This window comes from Candidatus Gromoviella agglomerans (assembly GCF_021065005.1).
Lineage (GTDB): Bacteria > Pseudomonadota > Alphaproteobacteria > CAJXXZ01.
On record NZ_CP069247.1, the window covers coordinates 410,313 to 436,768 of the forward strand.

Annotated in this window: 23 protein-coding genes and 4 tRNA genes; 19 read left to right on the forward strand and 8 right to left on the reverse strand. The window is 32.2% G+C overall.

Features of this window, described 5'->3' with window-relative positions; all coding sequences use genetic code 11:
- The first annotated feature begins 1 nt into the window (after position 1).
- Positions 2 to 2,002 (forward strand): type VI secretion system Vgr family protein, encoded by a 2,001-nt coding sequence (locus Gromo_RS01780; protein WP_231158757.1) that lies wholly within the window; start codon positions 2 to 4, stop codon positions 2,000 to 2,002.
- A gap of 107 nt (positions 2,003 to 2,109) precedes the next feature.
- On the opposite strand, the gene Gromo_RS01785 is transcribed toward Gromo_RS01780, so the two are convergent.
- Entirely contained in the window at positions 2,110 to 2,781 is a 672-nt protein-coding gene (locus Gromo_RS01785) for a uridine monophosphate kinase (RefSeq protein ID WP_231158758.1), read from the reverse strand.
- Between the two features lie 276 nt (positions 2,782 to 3,057).
- On the opposite strand from Gromo_RS01785, the gene Gromo_RS01790 reads away from it, so the two are divergent.
- From Gromo_RS01790 to Gromo_RS01800, 3 genes are read left to right on the forward strand one after another with little or no spacing between them, the layout of a single operon-like run.
- Positions 3,058 to 3,618 (forward strand): shikimate kinase, encoded by a 561-nt coding sequence (locus tag Gromo_RS01790; protein ID WP_231158759.1) that lies wholly within the window; start codon positions 3,058 to 3,060, stop codon positions 3,616 to 3,618.
- 6 nt (positions 3,619 to 3,624) lie between these two features.
- Positions 3,625 to 4,452 carry a division plane positioning ATPase MipZ gene (locus Gromo_RS01795; RefSeq protein WP_231158760.1) on the forward strand — a complete coding sequence of 276 codons (828 nt, stop codon included), beginning with the start codon at positions 3,625 to 3,627 and terminating at the stop codon, positions 4,450 to 4,452.
- 38 nt (positions 4,453 to 4,490) lie between these two features.
- Positions 4,491 to 5,516 carry a tyrosine-type recombinase/integrase gene (locus tag Gromo_RS01800; protein ID WP_231158761.1) on the forward strand — a complete coding sequence of 342 codons (1,026 nt, stop codon included), beginning with the start codon at positions 4,491 to 4,493 and terminating at the stop codon, positions 5,514 to 5,516.
- Positions 5,517 to 5,600: 84 nt separating this feature from the next.
- Here Gromo_RS01800 and Gromo_RS01805 read toward each other — a convergent pair whose 3' ends face one another.
- Entirely contained in the window at positions 5,601 to 6,281 is a 681-nt protein-coding gene (locus tag Gromo_RS01805) for a phosphatidate cytidylyltransferase (protein WP_231158762.1), read from the reverse strand.
- Positions 6,282 to 6,394: 113 nt separating this feature from the next.
- Between Gromo_RS01805 and Gromo_RS01810 the strand changes: the two genes are divergently transcribed.
- The 8 genes from Gromo_RS01810 to rpsF all read left to right on the forward strand — a co-directional run bounded on the left by Gromo_RS01810 (position 6,395) and on the right by rpsF (position 14,039).
- Positions 6,395 to 6,808 carry a hypothetical protein gene (locus tag Gromo_RS01810; protein ID WP_231158763.1) on the forward strand — a complete coding sequence of 138 codons (414 nt, stop codon included), beginning with the start codon at positions 6,395 to 6,397 and terminating at the stop codon, positions 6,806 to 6,808.
- A gap of 170 nt (positions 6,809 to 6,978) precedes the next feature.
- Positions 6,979 to 7,053: transfer RNA gene (locus Gromo_RS01815), tRNA-Pro, on the forward strand.
- Positions 7,054 to 7,149: 96 nt separating this feature from the next.
- Positions 7,150 to 8,496, forward strand: a complete 1,347-nt coding sequence (locus tag Gromo_RS01820; RefSeq protein WP_231158764.1) for an MFS transporter — start codon at positions 7,150 to 7,152, stop codon at positions 8,494 to 8,496.
- Positions 8,497 to 8,511: 15 nt separating this feature from the next.
- Positions 8,512 to 11,853 (forward strand): S41 family peptidase, encoded by a 3,342-nt coding sequence (locus tag Gromo_RS01825; protein ID WP_231158765.1) that lies wholly within the window; start codon positions 8,512 to 8,514, stop codon positions 11,851 to 11,853.
- Between the two features lie 126 nt (positions 11,854 to 11,979).
- Positions 11,980 to 12,052: transfer RNA gene (locus tag Gromo_RS01830), tRNA-Lys, on the forward strand.
- A 75-nt stretch (positions 12,053 to 12,127) separates the two neighbouring features.
- Positions 12,128 to 12,403, forward strand: coding sequence for an HU family DNA-binding protein (locus tag Gromo_RS01835; protein WP_231158766.1), 276 nt, complete (start codon positions 12,128 to 12,130; stop codon positions 12,401 to 12,403).
- Between the two features lie 12 nt (positions 12,404 to 12,415).
- A complete protein-coding gene (locus Gromo_RS01840) occupies positions 12,416 to 13,390 on the forward strand; it encodes an RluA family pseudouridine synthase (protein WP_231158767.1) in 975 nt (324 codons plus the stop codon).
- A 139-nt stretch (positions 13,391 to 13,529) separates the two neighbouring features.
- Complete coding sequence (rpsF, locus tag Gromo_RS01845) at positions 13,530 to 14,039, forward strand: 30S ribosomal protein S6 (RefSeq protein WP_231158768.1); 510 nt, start codon at positions 13,530 to 13,532, stop codon at positions 14,037 to 14,039.
- A gap of 148 nt (positions 14,040 to 14,187) precedes the next feature.
- Here the strand turns inward: rpsF and Gromo_RS01850 are convergent, their stop codons facing one another.
- Positions 14,188 to 14,829 (reverse strand): hypothetical protein, encoded by a 642-nt coding sequence (locus Gromo_RS01850; RefSeq protein WP_231158769.1) that lies wholly within the window; start codon positions 14,827 to 14,829, stop codon positions 14,188 to 14,190.
- A gap of 74 nt (positions 14,830 to 14,903) precedes the next feature.
- Here Gromo_RS01850 and murB point away from each other — a divergent pair, with 74 nt between their 5' ends.
- Positions 14,904 to 15,821, forward strand: coding sequence for a UDP-N-acetylmuramate dehydrogenase (murB, locus tag Gromo_RS01855; protein WP_231158770.1), 918 nt, complete (start codon positions 14,904 to 14,906; stop codon positions 15,819 to 15,821).
- A gap of 118 nt (positions 15,822 to 15,939) precedes the next feature.
- Positions 15,940 to 16,551 (forward strand): hypothetical protein, encoded by a 612-nt coding sequence (locus Gromo_RS01860; RefSeq protein WP_231158771.1) that lies wholly within the window; start codon positions 15,940 to 15,942, stop codon positions 16,549 to 16,551.
- A gap of 132 nt (positions 16,552 to 16,683) precedes the next feature.
- Here the strand turns inward: Gromo_RS01860 and Gromo_RS01865 are convergent, their stop codons facing one another.
- Positions 16,684 to 17,037: a YraN family protein gene (locus Gromo_RS01865; protein ID WP_231158772.1), complete on the reverse strand. Its 354-nt coding sequence runs from the start codon at positions 17,035 to 17,037 to the stop codon at positions 16,684 to 16,686.
- 3 nt (positions 17,038 to 17,040) lie between these two features.
- Positions 17,041 to 17,113, reverse strand: a tRNA-Glu gene (locus Gromo_RS01870).
- Between the two features lie 90 nt (positions 17,114 to 17,203).
- Between Gromo_RS01870 and Gromo_RS01875 the strand changes: the two genes are divergently transcribed.
- The 3 genes from Gromo_RS01875 to dnaK all read left to right on the forward strand — a co-directional run bounded on the left by Gromo_RS01875 (position 17,204) and on the right by dnaK (position 20,806).
- Positions 17,204 to 18,154: a Ppx/GppA phosphatase family protein gene (locus Gromo_RS01875; protein ID WP_231158773.1), complete on the forward strand. Its 951-nt coding sequence runs from the start codon at positions 17,204 to 17,206 to the stop codon at positions 18,152 to 18,154.
- Positions 18,154 to 18,819 (forward strand): RlmE family RNA methyltransferase, encoded by a 666-nt coding sequence (locus tag Gromo_RS01880; RefSeq protein ID WP_231158774.1) that lies wholly within the window; start codon positions 18,154 to 18,156, stop codon positions 18,817 to 18,819. The genes Gromo_RS01875 and Gromo_RS01880 overlap by 1 nt, the downstream gene beginning before the upstream one ends.
- Before the next feature lie 133 nt (positions 18,820 to 18,952).
- Positions 18,953 to 20,806, forward strand: coding sequence for a molecular chaperone DnaK (gene dnaK / locus Gromo_RS01885; RefSeq protein ID WP_231159293.1), 1,854 nt, complete (start codon positions 18,953 to 18,955; stop codon positions 20,804 to 20,806).
- A 731-nt stretch (positions 20,807 to 21,537) separates the two neighbouring features.
- Here the strand turns inward: dnaK and Gromo_RS01890 are convergent.
- The 3 genes from Gromo_RS01890 to Gromo_RS01900 form a co-directional block, all read right to left on the reverse strand.
- Positions 21,538 to 21,610 (reverse strand) — tRNA-Phe (locus tag Gromo_RS01890).
- 518 nt (positions 21,611 to 22,128) lie between these two features.
- The gene (locus tag Gromo_RS01895; protein ID WP_231158775.1) at positions 22,129 to 22,617 is read right to left on the reverse strand and encodes a hypothetical protein; all 489 of its coding nucleotides are present in this window, start codon (positions 22,615 to 22,617) and stop codon (positions 22,129 to 22,131) included.
- Positions 22,618 to 22,702: 85 nt separating this feature from the next.
- Positions 22,703 to 23,872: a dicarboxylate/amino acid:cation symporter gene (locus Gromo_RS01900; RefSeq protein ID WP_231158776.1), complete on the reverse strand. Its 1,170-nt coding sequence runs from the start codon at positions 23,870 to 23,872 to the stop codon at positions 22,703 to 22,705.
- 142 nt (positions 23,873 to 24,014) lie between these two features.
- Between Gromo_RS01900 and Gromo_RS01905 the strand changes: the two genes are divergently transcribed.
- Positions 24,015 to 25,496, forward strand: coding sequence for a hypothetical protein (locus tag Gromo_RS01905; RefSeq protein ID WP_231158777.1), 1,482 nt, complete (start codon positions 24,015 to 24,017; stop codon positions 25,494 to 25,496).
- 582 nt (positions 25,497 to 26,078) lie between these two features.
- Positions 26,079 to 26,426, forward strand: coding sequence for a hypothetical protein (locus Gromo_RS01910; protein WP_231158778.1), 348 nt, complete (start codon positions 26,079 to 26,081; stop codon positions 26,424 to 26,426).
- Positions 26,427 to 26,456: the final 30 nt, after the last annotated feature.

Sequence of the window (26,456 nt, forward strand, 5' to 3'; positions counted from 1 at the left end):
TATGAAAAACACGTGTAATAACTCAAAATTGTATGATACTTTTATGTCAAATAAAATGCTTTTTTGCATGTATATAGAATTGACTCTCAAGATTGATGAAAAAGAGCATAAATTGCAACGTATGGTTGTGATTGATGAAGTTTCAACTTGTTTTCGTATTGTTACAGAATTTAGTGAGAGGCATGATTTTGTCGATATGCTTTTGTCACCAGGCAAAGAAGTACGAATTGATGTTGAGCTCAGTAAGGAATATAAATATAAAAGATATTATCACGGAGTTATCGAAAAACTGACAAGAAAAGTAACTCATCGATATAGGGTCGACGAAGACGGTAAAGTTGCTAATTTTGAAGTTGTAATTCGCCCTAAGTTATGGTTATTAAGTCAAACGAATTCTTATCGAGTATTTCAAAAAAAGACAACATCGGAAATTTTAGAGAAAGTTTTAAGAGAAGATCATCATATAGAATTTGAAAATCGAGCAGTTGCTACTACAGATAGTCAAATACATTCCACTTATATTCAGTATAATGAAAGTGATTTGAATTTTGTATGCAGATTACTAGAAGAGGAGGGCATTTTCTTCTACTCTGAGCAATCCAAAGATAAGGAATTGATTGTTATCGCTGATAAAATCCCTGATGAAGATGTAGATAGGTGTGATTTTTACAATATTGATCATGCTCAAGCATTTGATCTCAATAAAATTACCTTTATAGCAATGGAACATAAATTAATTCCAAAATCAAATAAGGTTCTACAGTTTAAGTATGATGTTCCAGTTGTTGATGAAGGATTTTATGAAAGTGTTGCTTCAAAGAGGTATGGAGATAGAGTTTTTGATTATACGAGTATGGATTCTAAATCTCAGGAATATGCAGAAAAACTGTCTGATATCCAAGATAGTGCTCACAAAATATTTTACGGCAACACGACATACATTTCTCTTGCGGCTGGAAAGAGAATAAAAGTCAGAAAACATACAATTGATGAGTTTAATAATGATTATTTTGTTACCAGTTGTGAGCAAATTTTCTCAAGTCAAGAAAATGATGAACTCCCTTATAGTGCGACTTTTGTAGGAGTACATAAAGATACTCATTTTCGGCCTAAGTTGCTTACTCCTCGACCGATTGTGCCTGGACAAGAAACTGCAATTGTAATTGGACGAAAGGGAGATGTGCCTGGAGCTCTATATACAAACGAAAATGGAGATGTGAAGATAAGGTTTCACTGGCAATCTGTTAAAGATGAGGATGAGACTATAACTGCTTGGACAAGGGTTGCTCATAATGCTGCAGGACATCGGTCTGGTAGTTTCCATATGCCAAGAATTGGTCAAGAAGTCTTAGTGACATTCATTCACGGCAATCCAAATGCACCTATTATTGTTGGGGGAGTGCCTAATGGAGCTAATAAGGTGAAATATGTTTCTGATGGTCAGCATGAAGTTGAATATTGGATTGCGCAAATTGATCCAGCAGATTCAGAAAATGTTAATGAAATCAAGTTTGTTAACAAGGTTGGTGAAGATATGGTAGGAATTTATTCTCATAGAGATCTTTCAATTGAGACGAAAACTGGCAAAATTGAGATCCATGCGGTAAAAGAAATGAAATTATGCTCCGATACTTTGATTGAGATTGATGCTCCATCTATAATAATTTCTGCTGATAAAATTGAGATTCGTGGGCGAGATCCAAAAGTTGAGGTTGATGAAATTAGGATTAATGGCAATTTAATTGATATAAAATCTCAAGATACGCGATTTGATTTTAAGAAATTTGTTGCTCGCTTAGATGATGCAGAGGTGCGTTCTGAGAACTTGCGCATACATTCCGATGATGGTTCTTTGGAATTGCATTTAAATAATGTTGAGGTTCATGCAAACGCTGAAATAAGCCTAGAAGCTCCAGATGTCAAGATTAAGGCAGATGCATCTATTCATATAGAAGCTGATGGTGAGACTTCAATTAAAGCATCGATGATTAAATTGAATTAATTTAGAAATTTATAAGACAGAATTTGCAATGAATATTCAACTTTTGTAATCAATCAATGGAGTAAATTCATTTTGTATGTTAAGGAATGATGTAATTTTTTCGATACTCAAGGCCTGATTAAAGAGAAACTTGTGCGATTAGTGAACATATCATCAATTACCGAATCTAAAGAAAATATCAATATTTTGAGATCACTATCTCTAGCTATGGCAATTGCGGCAATATCCATTACATGTAAATTTCGATCAATTACCTCTTTGTATGAAATTTCTTCAATAAATTTAGCCTGTGGATTGATTTTTGGATCACTATCAAATATTCCTTTTGCACTTGTCATCTTTAGTACAAAATCGCATTCCATTTCTAGAGCCCTTATAACCGCGCAAACATCTGTTGAGCAATGAGAGTTCCCTATACCGCCTGCAAATAATACAACTCTTCCATTATCAAACATATTCTTTGCTTGAATGAAATTGTATTGATCGCATATCCCCATCATCGGAATGCTAGAGAAGCATGTTGAGTTTGAAATATTGTTTTGAATAGCTAAACTGTTTATTATTGTTGCTATCATTCCCATTTGGTCAGATATTACTCTGTTTTGAGAAAATTCTCTTCCTCGAATGAGGTTTCCCCCGCCTACTACTATTGATATTTTACATGATATATTAAGTAATTTATTAATAAATGTTATTATTTTGTCCATAGATTTAAATTCAGGTGGGGCGCCCAAAAATTCTCCAGATATTTTTAGTAATATACGTTTATTTATTATCATAAATCTGATCTGATTTAGTATTAAAAGTTATTAATACAGATGATCGCATATAATTTAGATTTTATAAATCTTTTGAGAATGAAATTTTTTTTTAAGTTATTTTGTTGATTTCATTGATTTGAAAATTAATATTTTTGCATTTATGGTATATACATGTAGTGCATATTGTCATACTATACGCTAGTTTGAGAGTTATTGCATTATTAAGATAAATCTGATTTGATATCTGTGTGGGGTATTTTTCTGAAGTTTTTTTATATTGGAGAAGAGACATATATGAATGAAATTATCGATGGTGTTTGTGATTTTGCCTTATCTAAATCTATTGTGCTGGTTGGGTTGATGGGCGCAGGAAAGAGTAGTATTGGGCGTAAATTAGCTCAAGTGTTAAAGCTGCCCTTTCACGATTCTGATGAGATAATTGAAAAATCTACTGACCATAGTGTACAAGAAATATATGAACTTTGGGGAGAAAGAGAGTTTAGACAGATAGAATCAAATGTAATTGCTGATAGATTGGAAGGACAAATTTGTGTTTTGTCTACTGGAGATGGAGCTTTTATGTTTAATATGGATGTTATACACAAATATGGTCTGAGCATTTGGATTAATGCAAATGTTGAGTTATTACATAAGCGCGTGGTTCATAGAGAAAATAGACAGCATCTCTCTGCGCAGATAACAGTACAAGAGCTGACAGTATTGCTAGATGAGCGACGACCTGTCTATTCTAAGGCTGATATTGTGGTCGATAGCTTTGATGAGCCTTCTAGAGTAACTGTAAATAGAATCTTGACCGCAATGCGAGATTATTTTTCCAATAATATACAAAGATGAGGCAATATGAATCCTTTTATAGTAGTTTTTGGCAATTCAAAAGGTGGAACGGGAAAGTCTACTCTGGCTGTGCACTTTGCTGTGAGAATGATGGATCTTGGCTTTAATGTTAGTGTTGTTGATTGCGATACTAATCAAGGGACTATGTGTAGATATTTTGTAAATAGATCAAAAGAATTACTCCACAATGAGAATATAAAAATGCCTCATTATTCTATACTGACATCTTCGAAAATTGATGGGCATGATCTTTCTCTATTTGATCAATTGAAGAGAGAATTGAGATTAACTGGAAATCATGAAATCGATTTGGAGAATTTTATACAAAATTCATCAAGTTATGATTTTATAGTTATAGATACTCCTGGGAATATAAATGAGCTAATGTTGTTATCTCATTCTTATGCGGATGTTGTGATTACTCCTATCAATAATAGTCTCGTTGATTTGGATATGATTGGCGATATAGAAGAGAACGATAGAGTGAGATTTGGGTTATATACTGACGTTTTTTGGGAAGCGAAAAAGAAGAAAGCTACAAGAGCTCGAGAGCATATAGAATGGATCGTTGTAAAAAATAGATTAAATTCAAATCCTAAATCCTCTGTCGTAGATGATATCCTCAAAAAGCTATCTGTAAAATGTGGATTCAAGATAGCTCCTGGATTGTGTGAAAGATCGATATTTAGAGATCTATTTCGATCAGGGTTGACTGTATTTGATGATTCTGCGAGTTTGAGCTTAAGTCATATTGTTGCTCGTTCTGAAATTGATGGAATAGTTAATGTTGTGTTCGATTCTATAAATAGAATGAGATTTACCAACAAAAAGTAATTATTTGAATGTGTATTGTATGCGATTTTTTGAATTTTATGTCTGCAGAAAAATTCTCTTCTATCAATACGATCGATGCTTACAAAAGAGATGTGAAGCTTTTATGTAGATATATTTCTGAGACTGAAATTAATTCCGTTTCTATTGTTGAAAATGTTAATTGCTCATATGAGTCTGATTCAAAAGATGTGTTTGTTGTAGATCGACATAGGTGCGTGAATTCATTGAGTTTTAAAGCAAAATCTCAAACTAATAAAATATGTGTTTATCCTCAATGTGCTGAAATTGCTTTGAAAAATTGTAATCCAGAGAATTTGACGAATTTCATATCATGGTTGTACGATACACCTAAAAGTGCAAATTCTATTGCTAGGACGCTATCATGTGTGCGGAGATTTTTTAAATTCTTGCTAAATGAGAAGATAATTGATCACAATCCTACCGTTAATCTAGATTCTCCTCGAGTTAAGCGACATATTCCGATAGTTGTTAATGAAAATTTGATGATTCAACTAATCGATTTTTCTTACAAAGATAATTCAAAGTATGGTTTGAAGGTGAGTTTGATTTTAGAAATAATGTATGCAACAGGAATCAGAGTATCAGAGTTAATAAAGATTAAATTATCAAATTTTTCTATTATAGAAAATGATCTCTTACTTACAGTTTGCGGAAAGGGGAAAAAAGAGCGAATCATTCCTCTCACTAATCAAGCGATGCGTTGTTTGGATGAATACATAAGAGTTTACGGATTGCATTCAAATGATTGGCTTTTTGGGAGTGATAGATCTCAAAGTAAATATATGACCAGGCAAAGAATTGGCCAAATTTTAAATGAAATTGTAAGAAAATCATCATTGAATATTAAGATTTCTCCTCATGGAATTAGGCATTCGTTTGCGACTCATATGCTAGATAATGGATCAAATATACTTGAAGTAAAGGACTTGCTTGGTCATAGTGATGTTGGTACTACTCAAATATATACTCATGTTATGTCAAAGTCGATGCGGAGTGTGATAGAAAAATACCATCCTCTCCAAAAATATCAACTTGATGATTGATCTTCAGTAAAATACGAAAAATAAAGTTGATTTGAAATTACCAAACATAAGAATTTGCATTTATTTAATAAAAGAGAATTTTTTCTATAAAAACAAGAAATAAAATAATGAAGCAGCGAGAATGCTATCTATTCTATCTAACATACCTCCGTGACCTGGAATTATGTTCCCGCTATCTTTTATATTTGCTTTTCTTTTGCAAAAAGATTCGAGTAAATCACCAAGTTGAGATATTATACATATAAATAAACCTTGAAACCACAATACTTTTGTGAAGAAAATAGCGCTAAATATGATACTAGAAATGTATCCTACTAATACTCCAATCAAAAAGCCAGACCATGTCTTTCCAGGACTAATGTGTGGAGCTAATTTTCTTCCTCCCATTAATCTTCCAGATATAAATGCCGATGTGTCTGTAATCCAGCAAATTCCAACTATGTATCCTACTATTTGGTAATCACAAAAAAAAGAATGAAATGCCATGAAAAATAATCCGAAGAAGATATATAAACTTCCAATCATGATTAGGCTCAAGAATTTGTATATCTCAAATCTCGAAAATTGCTTTAGCACTTCAGCTGTGTTCGTACATGATTTTTTTGCACATATTGCAAAAGATATTTTGTACCACTCGACGATTGCAAACATAAAGCATATGGAGAAAAACAAAATTGAAACTAATCCTCCATAATATACACTGATGGAAGTTGCAGTTACAACAATGATAGATGATAGCACTCTTTGAATAATATCGAAATCCATGAAATACCAATTAATTAATTGGATATTATAGATCAATTTTACTTCATATTGAATATCTTTTGACTTTATTGAACAATTGTTTGTATCTTAATATATCGGTATATTTTATTGCGATGAAAAATATCTCACTGAATATGCAAAAGATAATTGATGATGCTACCAATATTCCTAGTGCTATATTTTCATCCTGGTATCGTATCATACCTGGAGATTTATGGAGATTTAGTTATCCAGAAAAAGTGTATTTGGATTTGATGTACGTGTCCATAGCATCCTACAAAGCAGTATTCTTTATGCATCATATGAGAGAGATAATTGATAATATTAATGCTGTTATGGGTAGGCATTATATAAATAGAATTACTTTGAAGCAATTTTACTATCGGCCAGTTAATGAAAGTAAAAAAGATATTAAAGTGACACTTATTAATCAAAATCAAGATATTTTATCAAGTATAAATTCTGTTCAACAAGATAATTTGCGGGAATCTCTCATGTCTTTATATAACAGTATGATCAGAAAATAATTTGTATTTAGCAGATGTTCAAAAATGATTGTGTATGATTGAAAAATGTCTTGCGATTCAGTCGATTTTATTCGTTTAATAAGTCTGTTGTGATTTAAATATAGTTTTTGTCAACCAATTTTACAGCTGATTATTTACAAATGTTATTCGTACCTATAATATTATCCCTGCGGGGTGTAGCGCAGTCTGGTTAGCGCATCTGCTTTGGGAGCAGAGGGTCGTAGGTTCGAATCCTTCCGCCCCGACATTTACCTTGAATAAGTTCTCTGTTTTTTGTACAATTTTCCTGTATGGCATGTTTATACTTATGCAGTGCCTTTATTCTACGTTGCGGAGTGATTATGCCTGAAGCTATTGCAAATTTTCACGCGCTTTTTAAGAAATTGATCCTCTGCTTTACTTCTATTTTTTCGTTTTTTCAATATATACTTCCAGTATTATCAAATAAACGTATGCAATTTGTTGCAATAATGAATTTTGTTGGTGTAATTCCATATTATCTTACCGGCTCAACATTAATGATTTGGATGGTCGAAGAGGGATTTAGTATATCGAGCATTACTCTTTTGTCAGTTCTGAATACTCCTCATGCATTTAAGTTTTTGTGGGCTCATTTGTTCGATTCTATCGAAATACCTTTTCTGTCCAGAAAATTGGGCTTGAGAAGATCGTGGCTTATCCTTTGTTCATTTGTTACAATCTCATGTTTGTTATTATTGACTTTGATAGATGTGAATAACAGTCGTCTCATGTTTTTTACTGTTATTTTCTGTGCGAATTTTTTTATTGCGAGCTACAATATTCTCTCTCTTGCTGTTCAAATGGAGATAATAGATAAAAATATGTGGGGAAATAGTGAAGCTATGAATGTTCTGGGCTTTAGGATTGGTGTTATTGCAGTGTCTGCTGGAGCTCTCCTCATATCTGAATACATATCTTGGATTTGGGTCTACCGTATAATGTTAATGATTGTAATTCCTGGTATCTTTTTTATTTGTAATGTGAATTTGCCTGAAGTTATCAGGATACCTGTTATAAAGCAATCGAAATCATTGTTTAAAAATTTTAGAAATTCTATAATTACGCCTTTAAGTGAGTTGTTTATAAATTCCAATATATTGAGAATTATCATGTTTATGTTGTTTTATACTCTTCATGATCATTTATTGGGGAATCTTCATAAGATTTTTCATCTTAGTATAGGATTCTCAAAAATGGATCTGGCTTTTGTTGATAATACATTTGGCATGTTTATGACATTAGTAGGTGGATTTATAGCTGGATTATCAATTCAAAAATTTGATTTTGCCAGAATTTTGTGTGTTGGATCTTTGATTAGTTTGCTTGTTGGACCAGTATTGCTTCTGCAGAATTTTGTTGGAGCAAATATTTATCTCCTTTACTTGAGTATTACTATTCAAGAAATTGTTCACGGATTTACTATGACTGTTTTTTTTACTTATCAGATGAATTGCTGCTCTATTAAATTCGCTGTTTCTCAATTGTCGGTTTTAAAGGCTTTTGATGCATTGGGGAAATATGGATTCGGAGCTCTATCAGGATTTTTGGTAGAGGCTATAGGTTGGAATTATTTCTTCTGTATCATATCTATTGCTTCAATTCCAGGATTTTTAATCATTAAGGGTATGAATTTTATGCAAGATAATGACAAAATAGTCAGTGATTAGATTTAAGGGAGTTTTATGTCTGGATATCTGCGTTATCCTTCGATTTATAGAGATGATTTATATTTTACTTTAAGTGGAAATATTTGGCGTAAATCTGGTGAGTACACATGCTGCTTGGTGACTGAATTTGGTTATTGTAGACATATTTGCTCTAATGATAAATTTGTCGCATTTACTAGTAATGTTTCTGGTGGAAGTGATGTTTATTTATATGACCTTAATTCTCAAGAAGTGAAGAGATTGACTTATAAAAATTTTGTCTCAAGTGTTGTGTGTTTCTATCATGATTACGTGATATTTGCTTCGATGCACGAATCTCCTTTTAGAATAAATAAACTGTTTTATATTAATGTGTACGATCAGACAGATATTGGGTGCTTGCCTTTTGGATATGGGAATTTTGTCTCTCTCCCTTCTGCTTCTGAGCGATTTTTGGTCTTATCACGTAATGGATATGGATTTACTCAGTGGAAGGGTTATAGAGGTGGTTGCGTAGGAGAGATATTAGCAAAAAAGATTGAAAATGAATTTCTTGTAAATGAGAAACTTTCTGTTAATTTGAAAAATGTTGTTGATAATTGTGAAAATGATTCTTTCTGCTTGCTTGAAGATAAATCACGTGATTTCTTCAATTATTCTCTTGGTAACCCTGAAAAGGGAGTGCTTATTGATCAAAGTGTTTTTTTTATATCAGAAAAAGATGGGACTGATTGTGTGAATTTTGATGCTATGCCTGGTGAGACTTATTGCGTGCAGCAGAGAAATATATTTTCAGTAAATCTTGTAGATAATAAAGTGATTCAGCATACTTTTCATGATGATTTTTCAGTCACTGAATTTTCTATATGTCCTATATCAAAAAATCTCGTTTATAGTTGTGGAGGAGAGCTGTTTTTACTGAATTCAGCTTCTTCTGAAATAAATTTAGTGAATTTAAATTGCTCAAATAATAATTTTTCTTTACCTAAAATGGTTGATGCATCAAAGTATTTGCATGATTTCTCTGTTAAAGATGATCATGAGATTGTATCCATTATATCGAGAGGACGTCTCTTCTTGATGCACCCATGGTTATCTGGAGCAACTCAGGTGCATTCTACAATAAATTACAGATTTAAAATTGCGAAAATATTTGGAAATTATGTTATAGCTGCTATAGATGATGGGTCTAAAGACATTATTGCGATATATAAAATTATTGACCCTTCCGCTCCATGTATGATTTTTGATCATGATTTTGGTAGAATTGTTGATATTAATCCTTCGAGAAATGGTTGCTATTTAGCTATTGCTAATCATAGAAATGAACTTTTTTTGATGAAAGTTCTCCATGAAGTCAGTCAAAAGCAGGATGAAAATGATAAGAAGAATGATGCGGAGCAATCTGCTGAATTGATTCATATTTTTGATAAAATAGATGAAAATGGACTCAAAATAGGAGAGGTTTTGAATATTGATAAGTCTATTGGGTGGATGTCTGATTCTAGTTGGAGCTTTAATAATGAATGGATTGCATATACTTATCATGTGAATGATTCTATTTCAGATATAAAATTCTTCTCGATAAAAGAAAGAAATTGTATTACGGTAGTGCAAAATGGATTTGTTAATTTTGCTCCTCGTTTTTGTCCTTCAGGAAAGTATATGTACTTTTGTTCTCAGAGTATTTTTAAGCCAGAATGGGGAGAGGTGAAATTTTCAATGTTTTTTCAAAATTCTTCAAAACCTTATTTGTTGACTCTGAGAGATAGTGTTCGATCTCCATTTGTTCTTGGAGAAGCATCTGTTGATGAAGAAAGTAATTTCGCAATCAATATGAATGGTATTTCAAATAGAATTATTCCATTTCCAGTTGATGCTGGAGATTTTGTTGATATTTTGCCTACTAATGGAAAAGTCATGTGGGTAACAAAACACGACTCTGAAAATTCTGAATTTGTAATTCAATCATACGATTTCTCTTCTTTGAAAGAAGAAGAAATTGTAACTGGTGTAAATCACGTAGAGTTGTCTCAAAATTGTAAGTGGTTGATCTATAGCTCAAGTAATAACTCAAAATTGCGTTTGATGAAAGCTGGAGATAGGCCAGATTCTCAAGAATCCTATAAAAATCATGGATGGATTGATCTTGCCAAAATAAATCTTAAGGTAGATCTGAAAAAAGAGAGAGAGTTCATATTTAATGAGGTTGTTAGATTGCAAAATGATTTCTTTTGGTCTGAGAATGTTGCTCGTAATTTAAATAAAATATCAGTCAAATACAAACAAGTTATGCATAAGCTTTCTAATAGAAATGACCTAAATGAGATCATTAAAGAATTTCATGGTGATTTGATGTGCTCTCATGCTTATGTTATCTCTCCTGGAGATGCAGACTTCTCTAAAAGAATGCACATCTCTCTATGTGCAGAATTTACATTTGATAAAATTGAGGGTGATTTTTTTAAAATCCTTCAAGAAGCTGGCATATGTGAAGAATTTGCTTACAAGATTAAGAAAATATATTCCGGAGATTCTATGAATATTTCACCATTGTTATATTCTGATATTCCTCTCAATGTTGGAGATTTTCTCCTATCTATAAATGGAATAAAACTTACGCGAGATATCTCTCCAGATCATGTTTTGGAGAGAAGTTCTCCTACCGTGAATGTGGTTGCTCTAACAAAAAATGGAGTTAAACAACTTGTGATTAATGGCTCATCATCAGGTAATAGATTCCATATATATAGAGAGTGGGTGAATAATAACAGAAAATTTGTGTCTGATTTCACTAATGGTAAAGTCGGTTACATACATATTCCTGATATGTCTTCAAGAGGGTATGCTGAATTTTGTATGTCATTTGCTCGTGAAAGACTCAAAGATGGTATAGTAATTGATGTGAGATTTAATGAAGGAGGGAATATTTCTACTCTGATTCTTGAGAAGTTGTCGCAGATTAGTTTAGGATATGACTTCAATAGATGGAGTTCAAATGTCATTAACTATCCTTTTGAATCAAGAAGAGGGGAAATTGTCTTTTTGTGCAATGAACAAACAGGATCAGATGGCGATATGTTTGTCATGGCTATTAAAGAAATGAAATTGGGTAAGGTATTTGGGAAAAGAACTTGGGGTGGTGTAGTTGGTATAGATACAAAATTCTCACTTATAGATGGAGGAATTACGTCTCAGCCAGAGCATGCATTTAAAATGTACTCTAGTAAAAAGATTGAAAATGTTGGTGTTGAGCCTCATGAATTTGTTGATATATCTCCAATTAATTATGCTCGTGAATTTGATCCACAGATTGAAGCTGCTTGTAAGGAAATTATGAAAATATTATCATTTTCCACAAAATTTGATTCTTTTTGAGGAAATTTATTAAAAACATCTTATGCTTCATTGATATGAATTTATGAATTATATTCTGACATAATAGAATTTATTGACTTAAACTCCATTGTAATTTTTGTTATTTAAATGTATGATAAGCGCGTTGGGCGTATAGCTCAGTCGGTAGAGCATTTGCCTTTTAAGCAAATGGTCGTAGGTTCGATCCCTACTGCGCTCACTCTTAATTTAAATTTTTATTGACTGTGCTGATAAATCAGGATATATACAAATATGGTTTTTTTATTTTCATTATATGAATAAAGACGATTTGGTGAAAAAGATTGCTGATATTGCTGGAGTCACTAAGGCGCAAGCATTAGATTGTTGGAGTGCTTGTTTCGATTCCATATCTGAGGCCCTTATATCTGGTGACATAGTAAAAATTAGTGGCTTTGGTTCGTTCCAGGTTGGAGAGCGAAAGGAAAAGAATGGAAGAAATCCCAGAACTGGTGAAGAAATTTTAATTCCAGCAAGTAAAAGAGTTGTTTTTAAAATGAGTGATGTAATGAAAAATAAGATAAATTCGTAGCTAAACTCTAATATGATTAACGGTGATGTTTTAAAGTTTATAGTATCTGATGGAGATTTAGTTAACGGTAAGTCTAGATTGGATTCTGTATTGTATAATTTTGTCTCTCCTATGGAGGCTTATTCTCATATATCACGCTCTCAGATTCAGGAATTTGTCTGTGGTGGTTTAGTAAAAGTTAATGATCTTGACGTAGAATGGTGCTCTAATTTGATTAGAAGTGGTGATGTTATCTCCCTTATAGTACCTATATTCTCTTTTGATGATCAAATAGTCCCGCAAGAAGTTCCTATATATGTTGTTTATGAAGATGAAGATATTTTGATAATAAACAAACAACCTGGATTGGTTGTACATCCAGCTCCTGGACATAAAGATTCTACATTATTAAATGGTCTCTTTCATCGTGCTCTTTCCTTGAATACATCGTATTATCTTGTTCATAGGCTAGATAAGGATACAAGTGGATTAATAATTATTGCTAAAAATTTTGAGTCTCGACAGAATTTAATTGATCAATTTGTTACTAAAAGTGCGCGAAGGCTATATAAATGTTTTGTTCATAATGTCCCATTCCCTAGAGCAAGTATCATTCAGACTAATATCGGTAGACATCCTTCATTTAGGCAAAAAATGTCCGTTCTGAAAGAAGGTGGAAAGAATGCAGTGACTTTTTATAGAGTATTAGAAGTTTTTTCCTCTCCCTCCCGTGGAAATGTTGCTAGCTTGGTTGAATGTTCTTTGCGTACTGGTCGTACACACCAAATTCGCGTGCATATGAGGCATATCGGATGTCCTATAATTGGTGATTCTACTTATGGATACCGTAATTCGCAAATTAATGAATTGGTTGATTTTGGTAGACAAGCTTTACATGCTTATTGCATCAGTTTTGTACATCCATTTACGAAAAAGAAGTTGGTATTTGAAGCTGATATGCCAGAAGATATGTTGAATGTTATTGAAGTCTTGCGTTCTATGAAATGAATTTTGAGTATTATTATGTAAAGGTGTATTAATTGATTCTCTTGTTTTTTGATGAATCTGCAGTCTAAAAATTGTCTATTGTGTATTGTAAAAGTTATTTGAAATTTATAGAATCAGATTGTTGATATTTTTTATTGTTGTGGCTATTAATAATTATGAGCTAGTCATTATACTTGAGCAAGGACTTTCTCCTGCGCAGGTTAATGGATATGTTGATGCCTTGAAAGGTTTTGTAAATGATATTGGAGCTTCTGTTCATGGTGTTGATATGTGTGGTCTGCGTGGGTTGGCCTACGAAATTGCTAAGAATCGTCGTGGATATTATATAGTTTTTAGGCTTGTATTGAGTGTTGATAGTTTGAATAATCTTAAGGATAAGTTAAAGTTTGATAAGAGTATCGTTCGCTATATGGTGGTGAGAGTCAATGAATTTAAGATGAATCCATTACTGTTGTCTCGTGGGGCAGATGAAGCTGTTGTCAATGAAGTTGGAATTGATTACAAAAATATAGATTTTATTAGGAAATATATGAACAGAGTTTCTAAGATTTTACCTAGGACTATTACTAAGTTATCAATGAAGCAGCAGAATATGGTTGCACAGGCAATTTCTAGAGCTCGTTTTTTGGCTCTGTTGGCTTATATGTGATTTTGTTGCAAATCAATCATTACACTTTTACTTGGATTTTTTGGAGTTTATTGCAATTATCTGCTTTCTTAGTATATTTGTTCGTTTGAAGATTATAACTCCTATGTTTATATTTAATACTACAATTTGTGCAAGATTTCTTATTGAATTATATGAATATCATAGGTTTTCTATCTTTGAATAGCAATTTTAACACAAATTTTAGCATTCTGCCTGCGTTACAAGCGATTACACTCCCTGCATTGTTCCATATTGCGATGTCTTGAAATGAATTGCCTATATATGTAAATTTATTGTCCTTTCTATGCACAAAATTTGTCTGAAGATAGCTTAAAATTAGTTTGTATTTGTTTTGAGATACTGCATTGATTTTATCATTACTAGCAATGAAACTAGTGAATAATCCTTTAAGATCAAGATCTTTTGATATGATCGAGTTGATATCGTTGACGATTTGAGAGCAAATTACCTCATTTGCCCCGCTTGCTAGAAATATCTCGCATTTTTGAGTTCGTAATTGAATTATGTATCTCATTACTGATTCATTAATTATTTTGCAATATGTGTTTTTGTTTGAGCAAATATTTCTACATTCTTCTTTTATTATATCGAACATATCAGTTTTTGTGATATTTGACATAAAAGCCTTGGCTTTTGCAGGGCGAAATGTACAGTAAAGAAAGTAAATGCGAGCTTTGTGGAAAAAATCAAGTGATCTCATAATGTATGATCTGCTGCTTATTCTTAGCAAAGTTCCATCTAAATCTACAAATATTTTCATAAAGAACATTATATACCAGAAATGATAGTATCAAGATAAAATTAATTATGAAATACTAGTGATGATTTTTTATACGACAAGACGTGAGTTTGCACTATTACGCTAACAAATTTAAATTTTGCAAAATTAATGCGGAAATTCCTAATTGGTTTGGAATTAAAACAAAAGCTGATTTGCTATTTGAGCCTATTGATTGTGATGAGTTAAGACTTTTTCTCAAAACATTTCCTCATAATTCCAAAATTACTGTAATAGGATGTGCGTCAAATCTATTAATATCAAATAACGGAATAGGTGGAGTGACTTTAAAGCTGAATTCAAATTATTTTTCAAAAATTACTATCCACGAGAATTGTATAAAAGTTGGAGCAGGTTGCTTGGATTTAGTGTTATCAAATTTTGCTGCAAATGCCTCATTGTCTGGTTTGGAATTTCTATGTACGATTCCAGGCTCGGTTGGTGGCGCTATCAAAATGAATGCTGGTTCATTTTTTCAAGAAACATTTGATTCGATTGTAAGAGTAAAGGTTATGGATTTTTCTGGAAATATCTTCTATCTTTATAAAGATGACATAAAATATTCCTATCGTGAATCAAATATACCAGATGAATACATCATCATCGAAGGTGTTTTTCGACTAAAATACTCAAAATTTGATAAAATTCGAGATCATATGAGCTTAATAATGAAAAAGAAAAGTGATACTCAGCCATTGAATGCAAAGACAGGAGGAAGTACATTCTGTAATGTTCGAGATTATAATAGAACTGGATTAATTTGCTCAGCTTGGAAACTTATTGATGCAGTAGGAGTGAAAAATGTTGGAGAAGCATATATTTCTCCAAAACATGCGAATTTTATTATCAATAAAGGTAACTTAGCAAGTGATATTAGCATCTTGATTCAGAATATTCAGCAGAAGGTTTATAGTAAATTTAATGTTAATCTTAAGCTTGAAATAAAAAAAATTGGCAAGTGGAATCAATATGAAGATTATTAATCCTGTGTATATGTATCTATATTTGAAATTTTGTTTGTGTTGCAATCTACATCAAGAATAAGGAAAATTGATAATCTAATGACTTCTGATATTATGAATTACTCTTGATATAGTTATTATGAGAAAGCTTTTTCAAAGAACTAAAATTCTTGTTTTATTCATAATTGTTTCAGTAGGTTGTTTTACTCTATCTTCTTGTACTCCAATACTAATTGGTAGTGCTATATCAAGTGGATCAGATTTTGTATACCAAAATGCTATCTCAAATCAAAAGAGATTGCTAAATAAAAAATCATTAAATGGATTTGTAATCTCTAAACTCAAATATGGAGTCAAATTCCTTGATTCAAATGTTGATATGCACGAAGCTATTTTGAGCTTCTCAGGTAATGTCATGAAAATAGAAGGATATATTGCTCTAAATGACCTTAAGATACTACTAAAAGCATGTGATTCCGTGAAAGAAATTAAGCGTGTGATCATAAAAGATCCATCAAGTCTTATAAAGATTGATTCAACTAGAGATGTTACCATCGATGAAATGAAGTCTATTTATTTGATGACTGAAGAGCAAGCTTTGAAATATCAAATTATTATTTCAAATAATATTGTTATTGTATTTTATGACTGTCCTAATACACATGAATTGCATGTTTTACAGATAATTAAGAAATTATTTAATCCAAATGATGTGGTTTTTCTCCGCTCAGTAAAGTTGTTTGTCTGTTGATAACAAATGTATTTTTTTGAATCCTCCTTGTATTAAGGATCACGCAGTTGATCAAAATATTTGTTACAAAAGTGGAATATGTTTTAAATCATAATATTTGTATATGATTTTTATGACCTGATATTCAGGTTATCAATCTAATTGCCATGCATTTGGAATGTATAAGATTGGTTTTCCTTGAATGACGATGATTGCACAAAAGCTGCACTCAAAATTGCTATACTCTTGATTCTGTGATAGCCAGTAATTTGCAGCATTAACTATCCTTATCATTTGTTTGCTTTTTATTGATGAAGTTGCGCGTTCTACATTTTTACCAAATTTTACTTCGCAAAACATGATCCTCTTGCCTTTTGAGCAAATTATGTCTATCTCCCCGTAAGGTGTTTTTTTTCTACACTCTAATATGTAAAATCCCATAACCCACAGATGATTAATTGCAAATCTCTCAGCAAAAAAACCAACCTGATATGATTTTAAACTCATAAGCATCCCCTAGGGGATTCGAACCCCTGTTGCAACCGTGAGAGGGTTGAGTCCTAGGCCTCTAGACGAAAGGGACATAATGAATCATCATCTGACTAATGAAAAATGTCAATAGTAAAATTGCAATGTTTGCAGTATTATAAACAATATTACTGATTGATTTTTGATGGAAAAGCGTTCTGATGTATATAGCGCCATAGATTTAGGAACTAATGCTTGCAGATTGACGATTGCTGCAAATGTTGATGGAAGAGTCAGAATATTGGATACATTTTCTCGAATTACTCAATTCGGAGAAAATTTGCATACAACAGGAGTGTTATCACAAAAAGCTATGGAAAGAGGCATTAAAACTCTAAAAGAATGTGCCAAAAGAATAGAACAATATGAGATTAAAAAAAGCCTTTATGTCGCTACTCAAGCTTGTAGAAGTGCTAAAAATGCACCTGAATTTATTAGACTTGTGAAAGAAGAGACTGGACTTGATCTGAAGATAATTTCAGCAGAAAGAGAAATATATTTCTCGACGATGGCATGTATAGATATAATGGATTCAAAGTACAAATACGGCATAGTGTTTGATATAGGTGGTGGCAGTACTGAAATATCTTGGTTTGAAAATAGATATCATAGTAAAAATATAGATATGATCGATTTTATATCTGTCCCTTATGGATTTATTACAATTGCAGATCCTGATGATAATAAGATTAAAGAGGCAAAACGACAGTTTATTCATCAGGAAATTTTGAAGTTTTTTAATAAAAATGAGATATTTAAGCATATATCTAAATGTGATGTTCAGATGATTGGAGTATCTGGTACGATAAATTCTCTCGTGAATATTTTGCTTAAATCTGAAACTTATTACGGACAATTAGTTCATGGCTTCTTGTTGAGAGTTGAAGATTTAAATAGAATGCTTGACCATTTGCTAAATATTTGTATCACAGAAGATGAAGATATACATTTTGTTGCAAATCAAAAGCAAAAATACCTTGTTGATAGCGCAATAATATTAAGGACGATACATTCAATATTTTACCTTCCTATAGCTGCTGCTGATAGAGGAGTGAGAGATGGGATTATTACATATCTAATACGAGATAAAAGATAATGCAAAAAGTGGTGAATAAAAATTTTAAGACTTCATCAAAAAAGTGGATGCTTCGGCATATAAATGATCCTTATGTTCACAAAGCTAAGTTGATGCATTATCGATCTCGAGCTGCATTTAAGCTAATCCAAATTGATGATAAATTTAAGATTTTTTCAAAAAAAAATATGGTGATTGTGGATTTAGGTTGCTCTCCAGGTGGATGGACACAAGTTGTGAGACAAAATTCTGAATCTCATAAGATAGTCGGAGTTGATTTGATAGATATGAAACCAATTCATAATGTCACTTTTATTAATGGAGATTTTTGTACACAAGAAACTCAAGAAAGGATTAAATCCGTTTTGAATTTGAAAGCAAATCTAGTGCTTAGTGATATAGCTCCACCTCTTTCTGGTAATAAGCAGTGTGATGTGTTTAAAATTGAGGATATAGCTTGCCAAGTCCTTGAATTTTGTATCAAGAATTTAAAAATTGGTGGCATCGCAATTGTCAAGCAATTTCAGTTTGGAAATAACAGAGTTGTTATGCAATATAGAAAATATTTTAGGTCTGTGAAATTGTTCAAACCTGATGCAAGTAGGCCTGAGTCATCTGAGGTCTATATTGTTGCTGATGGTTTTTTTGATAATGACATCATAGGGATGATCGATAAACCTCACTGATTATTTACTTGATGTACAAAAAGTTCTTGACAAATATAATTGCACATCTGCATAATCTACATGGTTTTAGTTGTGGCTCTGAGTTGCCGTTTTGGGACTTTGAGCTGGCTGTGAGGTGATTATGTCTAAAAATATATCTAAAGTTATAGGAATTGATCTTGGAACTACCAACTCTTGCGTCGCTGTTATGGAAGGTGGATCTCCAAAAGTAATCGAAAATGCTGAAGGAATGAGGACCACTCCTTCTGTTGTTGCTTTTAAGGGAAGTGAGACTTTGGTTGGAAATCCTGCCAAGAGACAGGCAGTTACAAATCCACATGGTACTATATATGAGTCTAAGCGTCTTATAGGTAAGAGATGGGACGATTTCGTTGCCGGAAAAGATAAAGATGTCTTGGCGTATAAAACTACTAAGAGCTCTTCCGGAGATACGTGGGTTTCTGTTAATGGTAAAGATATGAGTCCTGAAGAAATTGCAGCAGCCGTTTTGAGAAAATTGAAAGAAGCCGCAGAGGCTTACCTTGGAGGAACTGTTACCAAAGCGGTAATAACAGTTCCAGCATATTTTGATGATTCTCAGAGGCAGGCTACCAAAAATGCTGGTAAAATTGCGGGTTTGGATGTATTGCGCATCATAAATGAGCCAACAGCTGCGGCTTTGGCATATGGGTTAGATAAAAAATCTGATGAAATGATAGTAGTTTATGACTTTGGCGGTGGAACTTTTGATGTTTCTGTTTTGGAAAAAGGTTCTGATGGTTCTTTTGAGGTTAAGGCGACGAATGGAGATACTCATTTGGGCGGTGGAGATTTTGATAATGCAATAATTAATTATGCTATAGATGAGTTTAAGGCTTCTTCCGGAGTGGATTTGAAGAATGATAAAATTGCACTACAAAGGCTAAAAGAAGCTGCCGAAAAGGCGAAGATTGAGCTGTCTAGTACGATGGAGACTGAAATAAATCTTCCGTATGTTACAGCTGATGCATCTGGTCCAAAGCATTTGTTTGTCAAATTGACGCGTGCTAAGTTCGATAGTTTAATTATCCCTTTTGTTGAAAGGTCTATAACTTGCTGTAAAAAAGTTCTTGAAGATGCTGGGTTAAAGGCTTCTGATATAAACGAAGTGATCATGGTTGGAGGACAGACTCGTACTCCTAAAGTTGTTGAAACTGTTGAGAAATTTTTTGGTAAAAAGGCAAATCAGAGTGTCAATCCGGATGAAGTTGTTGCATTAGGGGCGGCTGTTCAGGGTGGAGTTCTATCTGGAGAAGTTAATGATGTTCTGCTTCTTGACGTTACTCCTTTATCTTTGGGAATTGAGACTTTAGGTGGAGTGTTTACAAGAATAATAGATCGAAACACGACAATCCCTACAAAAAAATCTCAGATATTTTCTACTGCTGCTGATAATCAAACATCTGTTTCAATTAAGGTTTGTCAAGGTGAGAGGGAGATGGCTGCTGATAATAAGTTGCTTGGTAACTTTAATCTCGATAATATTCCTCCTGCCCCTAAGGGAGTGCCGCAAATTGAGGTTACTTTTGAAATAGATGCAAATGGTATAATGCATGTTTCTGCTAAAGATGCCGGCACAGGTAGGGAGCAAAAGATAACTATTCAGTCTAGTGGTGGCTTAAGTGACGAAGAAATTAATCGTATGATTAAAGATAGTGAAGCCAATAAATCTGCTGATGAGATGAGGAAAAATTTAATAATGTGCAAAAATGATGCGGATTCTTTGATTCACTCTTCTGAAACTACTTTGAAAGAGCACGAGAGTAAAATTTCGGCAGAGAATAAATCAGCACTCGAGAGTGCCATCATTAAGATGAAAGAAGTGGTAAATGGAGATAATTTGGATGAAATCAAGAGCTGTCTTGATGTTTTGCGTAAAGCTTCTATGAAAGTGGGAGAGGATATATATAAGTCTTCTGCGCAAGCTGCGGACTCTTCCTCTGAAAATGCATCTGAGGAAAATAAGTAGTTTAGTTTGCGTTCTTGTTTCTTTTACAGGGATAGTATTGATACACTTTGTGTTATCCTACTGTGGAGATGTCTGTCTCATATTTTAAGCTGTGCTTTTATTCTTTTACTTCAGTTTTGAGTGAAGTTTCCACGATTTATTTTAATTTTTGTTTGTATTTGCTATATATCATGAAAATTCTATTAGTGCTCCAAACTTTTTGCCTAATTTTATCGATAGTGCAATAAAGGTTTGATTTTTGAGAAAATAAGCAAATATTTTAGCAAAGTGGATTTGTTTATAATGATTTGTATAAAAAAATCTGTTTTTTTTCATTCGTTCATCTGTAATGATGTTGTACTATTTTCGATATTTTTATCTATATATGACAATTCGCAAGATTTTCTCTTCAGATAAAATTTGCTTAGTGAATTTTACAGTTCTCTCGAGATGTTTAAATTATTATTATGGAGTTTTATAAGTATCTGCTTTTCTCCAAAATCTTCAAAAATAACAGCTCATGCTCGCAATAAAACAGGATGTTGTTTTGATCTCTGATTATGTTTAATTGCATCTTTGGCGAGAGTCGACTATACTACCTTCCGTATGCTTGAAAATACCTAGTCAAGTTCGATTTTTTGAGATCTTTTCAAAAAATGCTTCCTAAAAATACTTATACTACTACACAACTTAACATATGTTGTGTTATTGCTTCGATCTGGCAAAAATTTGATATCTATAGCCAAACAATGTGCCCAAGGCCGGAATCGAACCGGCGACACATGGATTTTCAGTCCATTGCTCTACCGACTGAGCTACCTGGGCACGTGATTAATGGTACATGTAGTTGTGAGTTTTGGCAATACAATAAATTTTTTGATCATCATTCCCAATATTACTCTTAACTTTTATGTTCAATTTTGATACTGAATTAATGCAATAAAGTATGAATTTTATTCAATTTTTACTGTTAACGTATTATTCTTTGTATTTCATTTGAGGCTATTTATCTGGACTCAGTTAAGTATTTTTATAACTCCCAAAAATGTTGAATTAGTTGGTGTATTATATGCTAATTTTGTATTTATTGTTCTTGTCATTCACTTTACTTTCTTGTTTGAGTAATATTATTTTATGTTTTTTTAACTTAATGTTATTTCTAATTTTATATAAAAATTCTACAATATAATTCATCTATATAGTTCTGCTGTATATTTGCGTTTTGATTGTATAACACATTGCATAGATTTTAATCATTGGTCTATTGCTTTATGATTTTTTTATTCATCAAAATCTTAATTTTTGAAATGTATCTTCAGTAATCAGCATTAAGTTATGTTAATTTATGAAGGGTTTTGTATGTTTTTTCCAATACCTAAACCTGCGAAGTAAATCTTCATACAATCAGAGTCTAGCTGTACGCATTCGACGATAACTTTGAATATATTAACCATTGGATCTCCTAATGCTTTCTCTTGCATATCATCAGCTGGCCGTGATAGAAATGCTTCTCGTAAATGCTTGAACTTGTTGTTGACTGAGCACAGTTGCTGTTTATATTTTGCGAGTTCATTCAATAAATCAGGCATGTTCTTATATCCATTTGCTTGGGAAACTTGATATTCTGCGAATAGTACTTCCATTTCTTTTTTCATTTTGATTGTATCTTCTAATAATTGATTGTTTTGTTCTAGCCAATCTTCTTTGAGAGTATTTTTTTGACTGTTAGTTTCCTCTTGTTTATCACCTAATATAGGCTCTTTCCTGGAATGCATTGAAAATGTTGTTGTTAATGCAAATATTACAAATAGTGCTGTTAGATTTAATACCATACTAATAAAATAAAAGGAGATAAGTAGATCATATATATTAACTTGAAATCAATCAACTTTTTTAGTTCATTTAATCAATTTATCTTTAATCTTTTGCATTTTCTCTATTTACCACACTACATACGCTCAAGTCTGACCATACATTAGTTGCAGTTTCGAGCATGTCTATTAAGAGATAGTATGGTAAAATTGCACTCATGATTGATATATTTTGATTTACCGATTCCAAATATGCGCATGACATAAAGTAGCAACCCATAGGGGATCCAGAATTACCGATTGCTGATATAATTGATACCACGAAGATTGTAAAAATGTTGGAAATACTCATTTCGAACCCGTTCATTATTGTGACAAACATTGATGAGATTAATATGAATGCCGCACATGCGTTCATATTTATGATTGTGCACATTGGAAGGACAGATTTTGATATTCTTGAAGAAATATCTAGCTCTTTCTCGCATGTATCGATTGCTAATGGAAGAGTGGCAGATGATGATTTTGAAAAGAATGCAAAAGTGAGTACTGGCATTGATTTTTTTGCTAATGTGATTGGGCAAATCCCTTTGATTTTTAGAAAAATTGGCAAGCATATAAATGCTTGTATTAAATTTGCAATTACGATACATAGTACGCACGTTATTATGTCTGATGATGCAGAACTGAGTTGAATTTCTTTTACTGCTGATAGGCTAAAAGCCCAGAACATGATCGGAGATATGTTATTGATTATTTTTGTGCATTCAAAAAGCATTTGCATGAATAAATTGCAAAATTCATGAATGGCTCGTTTGTGTGTATTGCTTAATTTTGTTGAACTCATGCCTATGATAAGTGCTAATATGGCTATACTTAATGGATTGTGATTGACAAATGGAGAAAATATATCTTTAGGAAAAACATCTATAAAGTATTGAATTATTGGAGAAAAATTTATCGATGAAGTGAGAATTTTTGTGTTCATTTTTGAGTGAAAGAAGATTGTGAATACAATAAGTGCTACTAAACAAGATATTGCAGTTGTAATCAAAGTGTATTTCAATACTCGAGTCAATAATTGCTTTACATTGTTGTAATTATCTCCTGATAATGCGGATGTTATAGAAGCAAATACTATTGGTAAACTTATGAGTTTTAAATAAGATATAAATAGACTTATGATGTATGATGAAATTTCGTTTAAAATAGGTAAATTTGCGTAACCACAAGTAATTCCTGCAGAAATTGAAGCAAACATGGCCTTTTTATTCATATATATTTTTTAAAATTATGATAAACTATACATTCATGTCATTTCTTTTGGAAGATTAATAACATAAAATTAGTAAGATTTTTGTTGTGCTGAAGTATTTTTTATGTAAGAATCATCGCGTATTTTTATTTTTATCGTTAACATGAAGGCTCATTTGTTGTTGTTATTTTGTGCTTGTGCTCTGACTAATTCCGTTACTAGTAGTGTTAGTGAAAACATATATAAGAGAGAAATCGCTCATCTTCCTTCTTTGACTGATATTGAGAGTGATGATAATGTATCAGATTTGATGATGGAAATTAAAAAATTGAGTCATAATCAAGCATTGCGGTTTAAGCTATTGGCTTTAAAACGATCTGCAAAAGTTCATGCTGTTTCTGCATTGTTGCCTTCAGCTCAGGCGTTTGCTAGATATAATAAGCAATTTCATGATCAGTATGATATGAATGGAGTGGGTGATGTCGGTATTAGATTTGGATATAATCTCATGAATGTTGCTATGGAATCTGTTGAGATGGGCTTGGAGCGTGCAAAAGTGGTTGCAGTTAAAGATGTTGAGATGATTGATGCACAGGCAAAAGATTTGGTTGAATTAGTTGAAAATTCTGTAAGGATTGCTGCAGAGACTCAAAAATTGAGAATGATAGATTATTTTATTAACTATTATCGAAAATTTGTTGATGATGTTGGAAGATCTTATCAGCTAAGGCAAAGATCTGATTTGGTTAAAGCAAAGATGAAACTTAGAAAGCTTGAATTGGATAGAAAGAAGTACATACAGACTATCAAAGTTCATCAAGATAAGCATCGTCTTTTATTAAACAGAGATTGTGTGAAATTTTATAATTTGCACCTTCCGAATATTGCTCAGCTATCAGATGATAGAGTTATCGAATTGATTAATGCAAATAATACTTCAATGAAGAAAACTCAAATTGAACATAGAATTGAAATTAAACAAATTAAGCAAAAGCGTTTTAGACAGTCTGGATTAGATATAAATTTGCTGTTGGAGACTGGTAGAAATATGCATGACATGGAATCTTCTCAAGGGAAAGGATATATTGAGGTTTCTTTGGATTTGTTTAAAGTGATTTCTTCTACTCTGAATGAAGCAAAGATGCAAACTTTAGCTGCAAAGAAGAGAAAAGCCTATGAGCAAAAGAAGATTATTGGAGATGTTTTGGCTCAGAAGCACGAATGTGAATTTGCTTTCGATAGATTCGAGGCTAGTCAAAAGGCTATGCAAGCATCTTATGAGCTATATTTTCTGGAAAGAAATATGTATGTTGATGGAGGAGGTTCATTTGATAATTACATTCAGGCAATAGATGGTTATATTGACTCTTGTGTTGATTATTGGGATTCATGGTCTCAATGTCAATTAACGAATATTAGGTCGTATATCTACATTTTTGGTAAAAACTTCATTGATGGAGTCGTTGATAAGAAAATTCCATCTTTTGATCAAAGAGTACGTTTCGTACAAGGTGCAGCTGCTACTAAAAAGAAGAATGCTGTGAAGAGTTTTAGACTTATTAGATCTTTAAAGCAAGTGAATAATAAGGTGAAAGTTAATTCAAGTGTTAGGAAGAATGAAAAAATTAAAAAAAGATTAAAATAAAAAGGTTTTAAAGATAAAGAGGTTATATATGCATATCACATTTAAACTTTGAGAATTGCGGTTATGTTTTATTGATAGTTCGTTGTAAGAATACTGTTTGTTAATTTGGCGCCTGGATTGTGAGTTGATTTTCTCCATTTCTCAACGGCAATCCATTAATTAGCTATATTAGCATTTATCATAGCCATGAGTTCCACTGTAGTATCTTTTAGTCATATTATTTATATTAATTTTTCTAAAAAGCCTTTCATAATTTTTGTAAATTTTTTACCAAATATTGGAATTGTAGATTTTATTTTGTTATTGCATTAAAAAGAGAAGTCTTATAATGTGCATATTCTGTTATTTATTGACTATAAAAAATTATTATTGATTAATTTACTTATTTAGTGCAACATACATATGTTTATTTGTTATAATTTTTGTTAAATTATATTTTTAATACATGATATATTTAAGACTATATTTTGTGTTGGGTTTTTTCAAACAAAGCTTTTTGTTAATCATATGATATTAATGCAGTGCTTTTATTTGTACTAATAGTATGAAATAATCCTGACTGTGGTGCATTTAAACTCAAAGATGTCAGATCGAAATGGAATGGACTCAATGGATGATGTTTTACGTACCGTTAAGCGTGTGATAGAGGATAGTAAGAAGAAGTCCTTTGAACCAGAGCGGTCTTTACATCATAATCTTTTTGAAAATGAAGAAGGAGAACTTAATGATATTAGCGAGATTGAAATTAAACCTAAGGATCAATTTAGAGAATTTCTATACGATATTGTGATGGATTGGCTTGATGATAACAGAGAAATGATATTCCTTACTGTAAAGGATATTGTGATGAATGATCGTCATTTGATTGATAAAGTGATAAAGGATGAAATTCAGCAGATGTTTCGTAAAATGCTCGATCAAAATGATTGATTTTTAAATGAAATTTGGAGCTATTTTTAT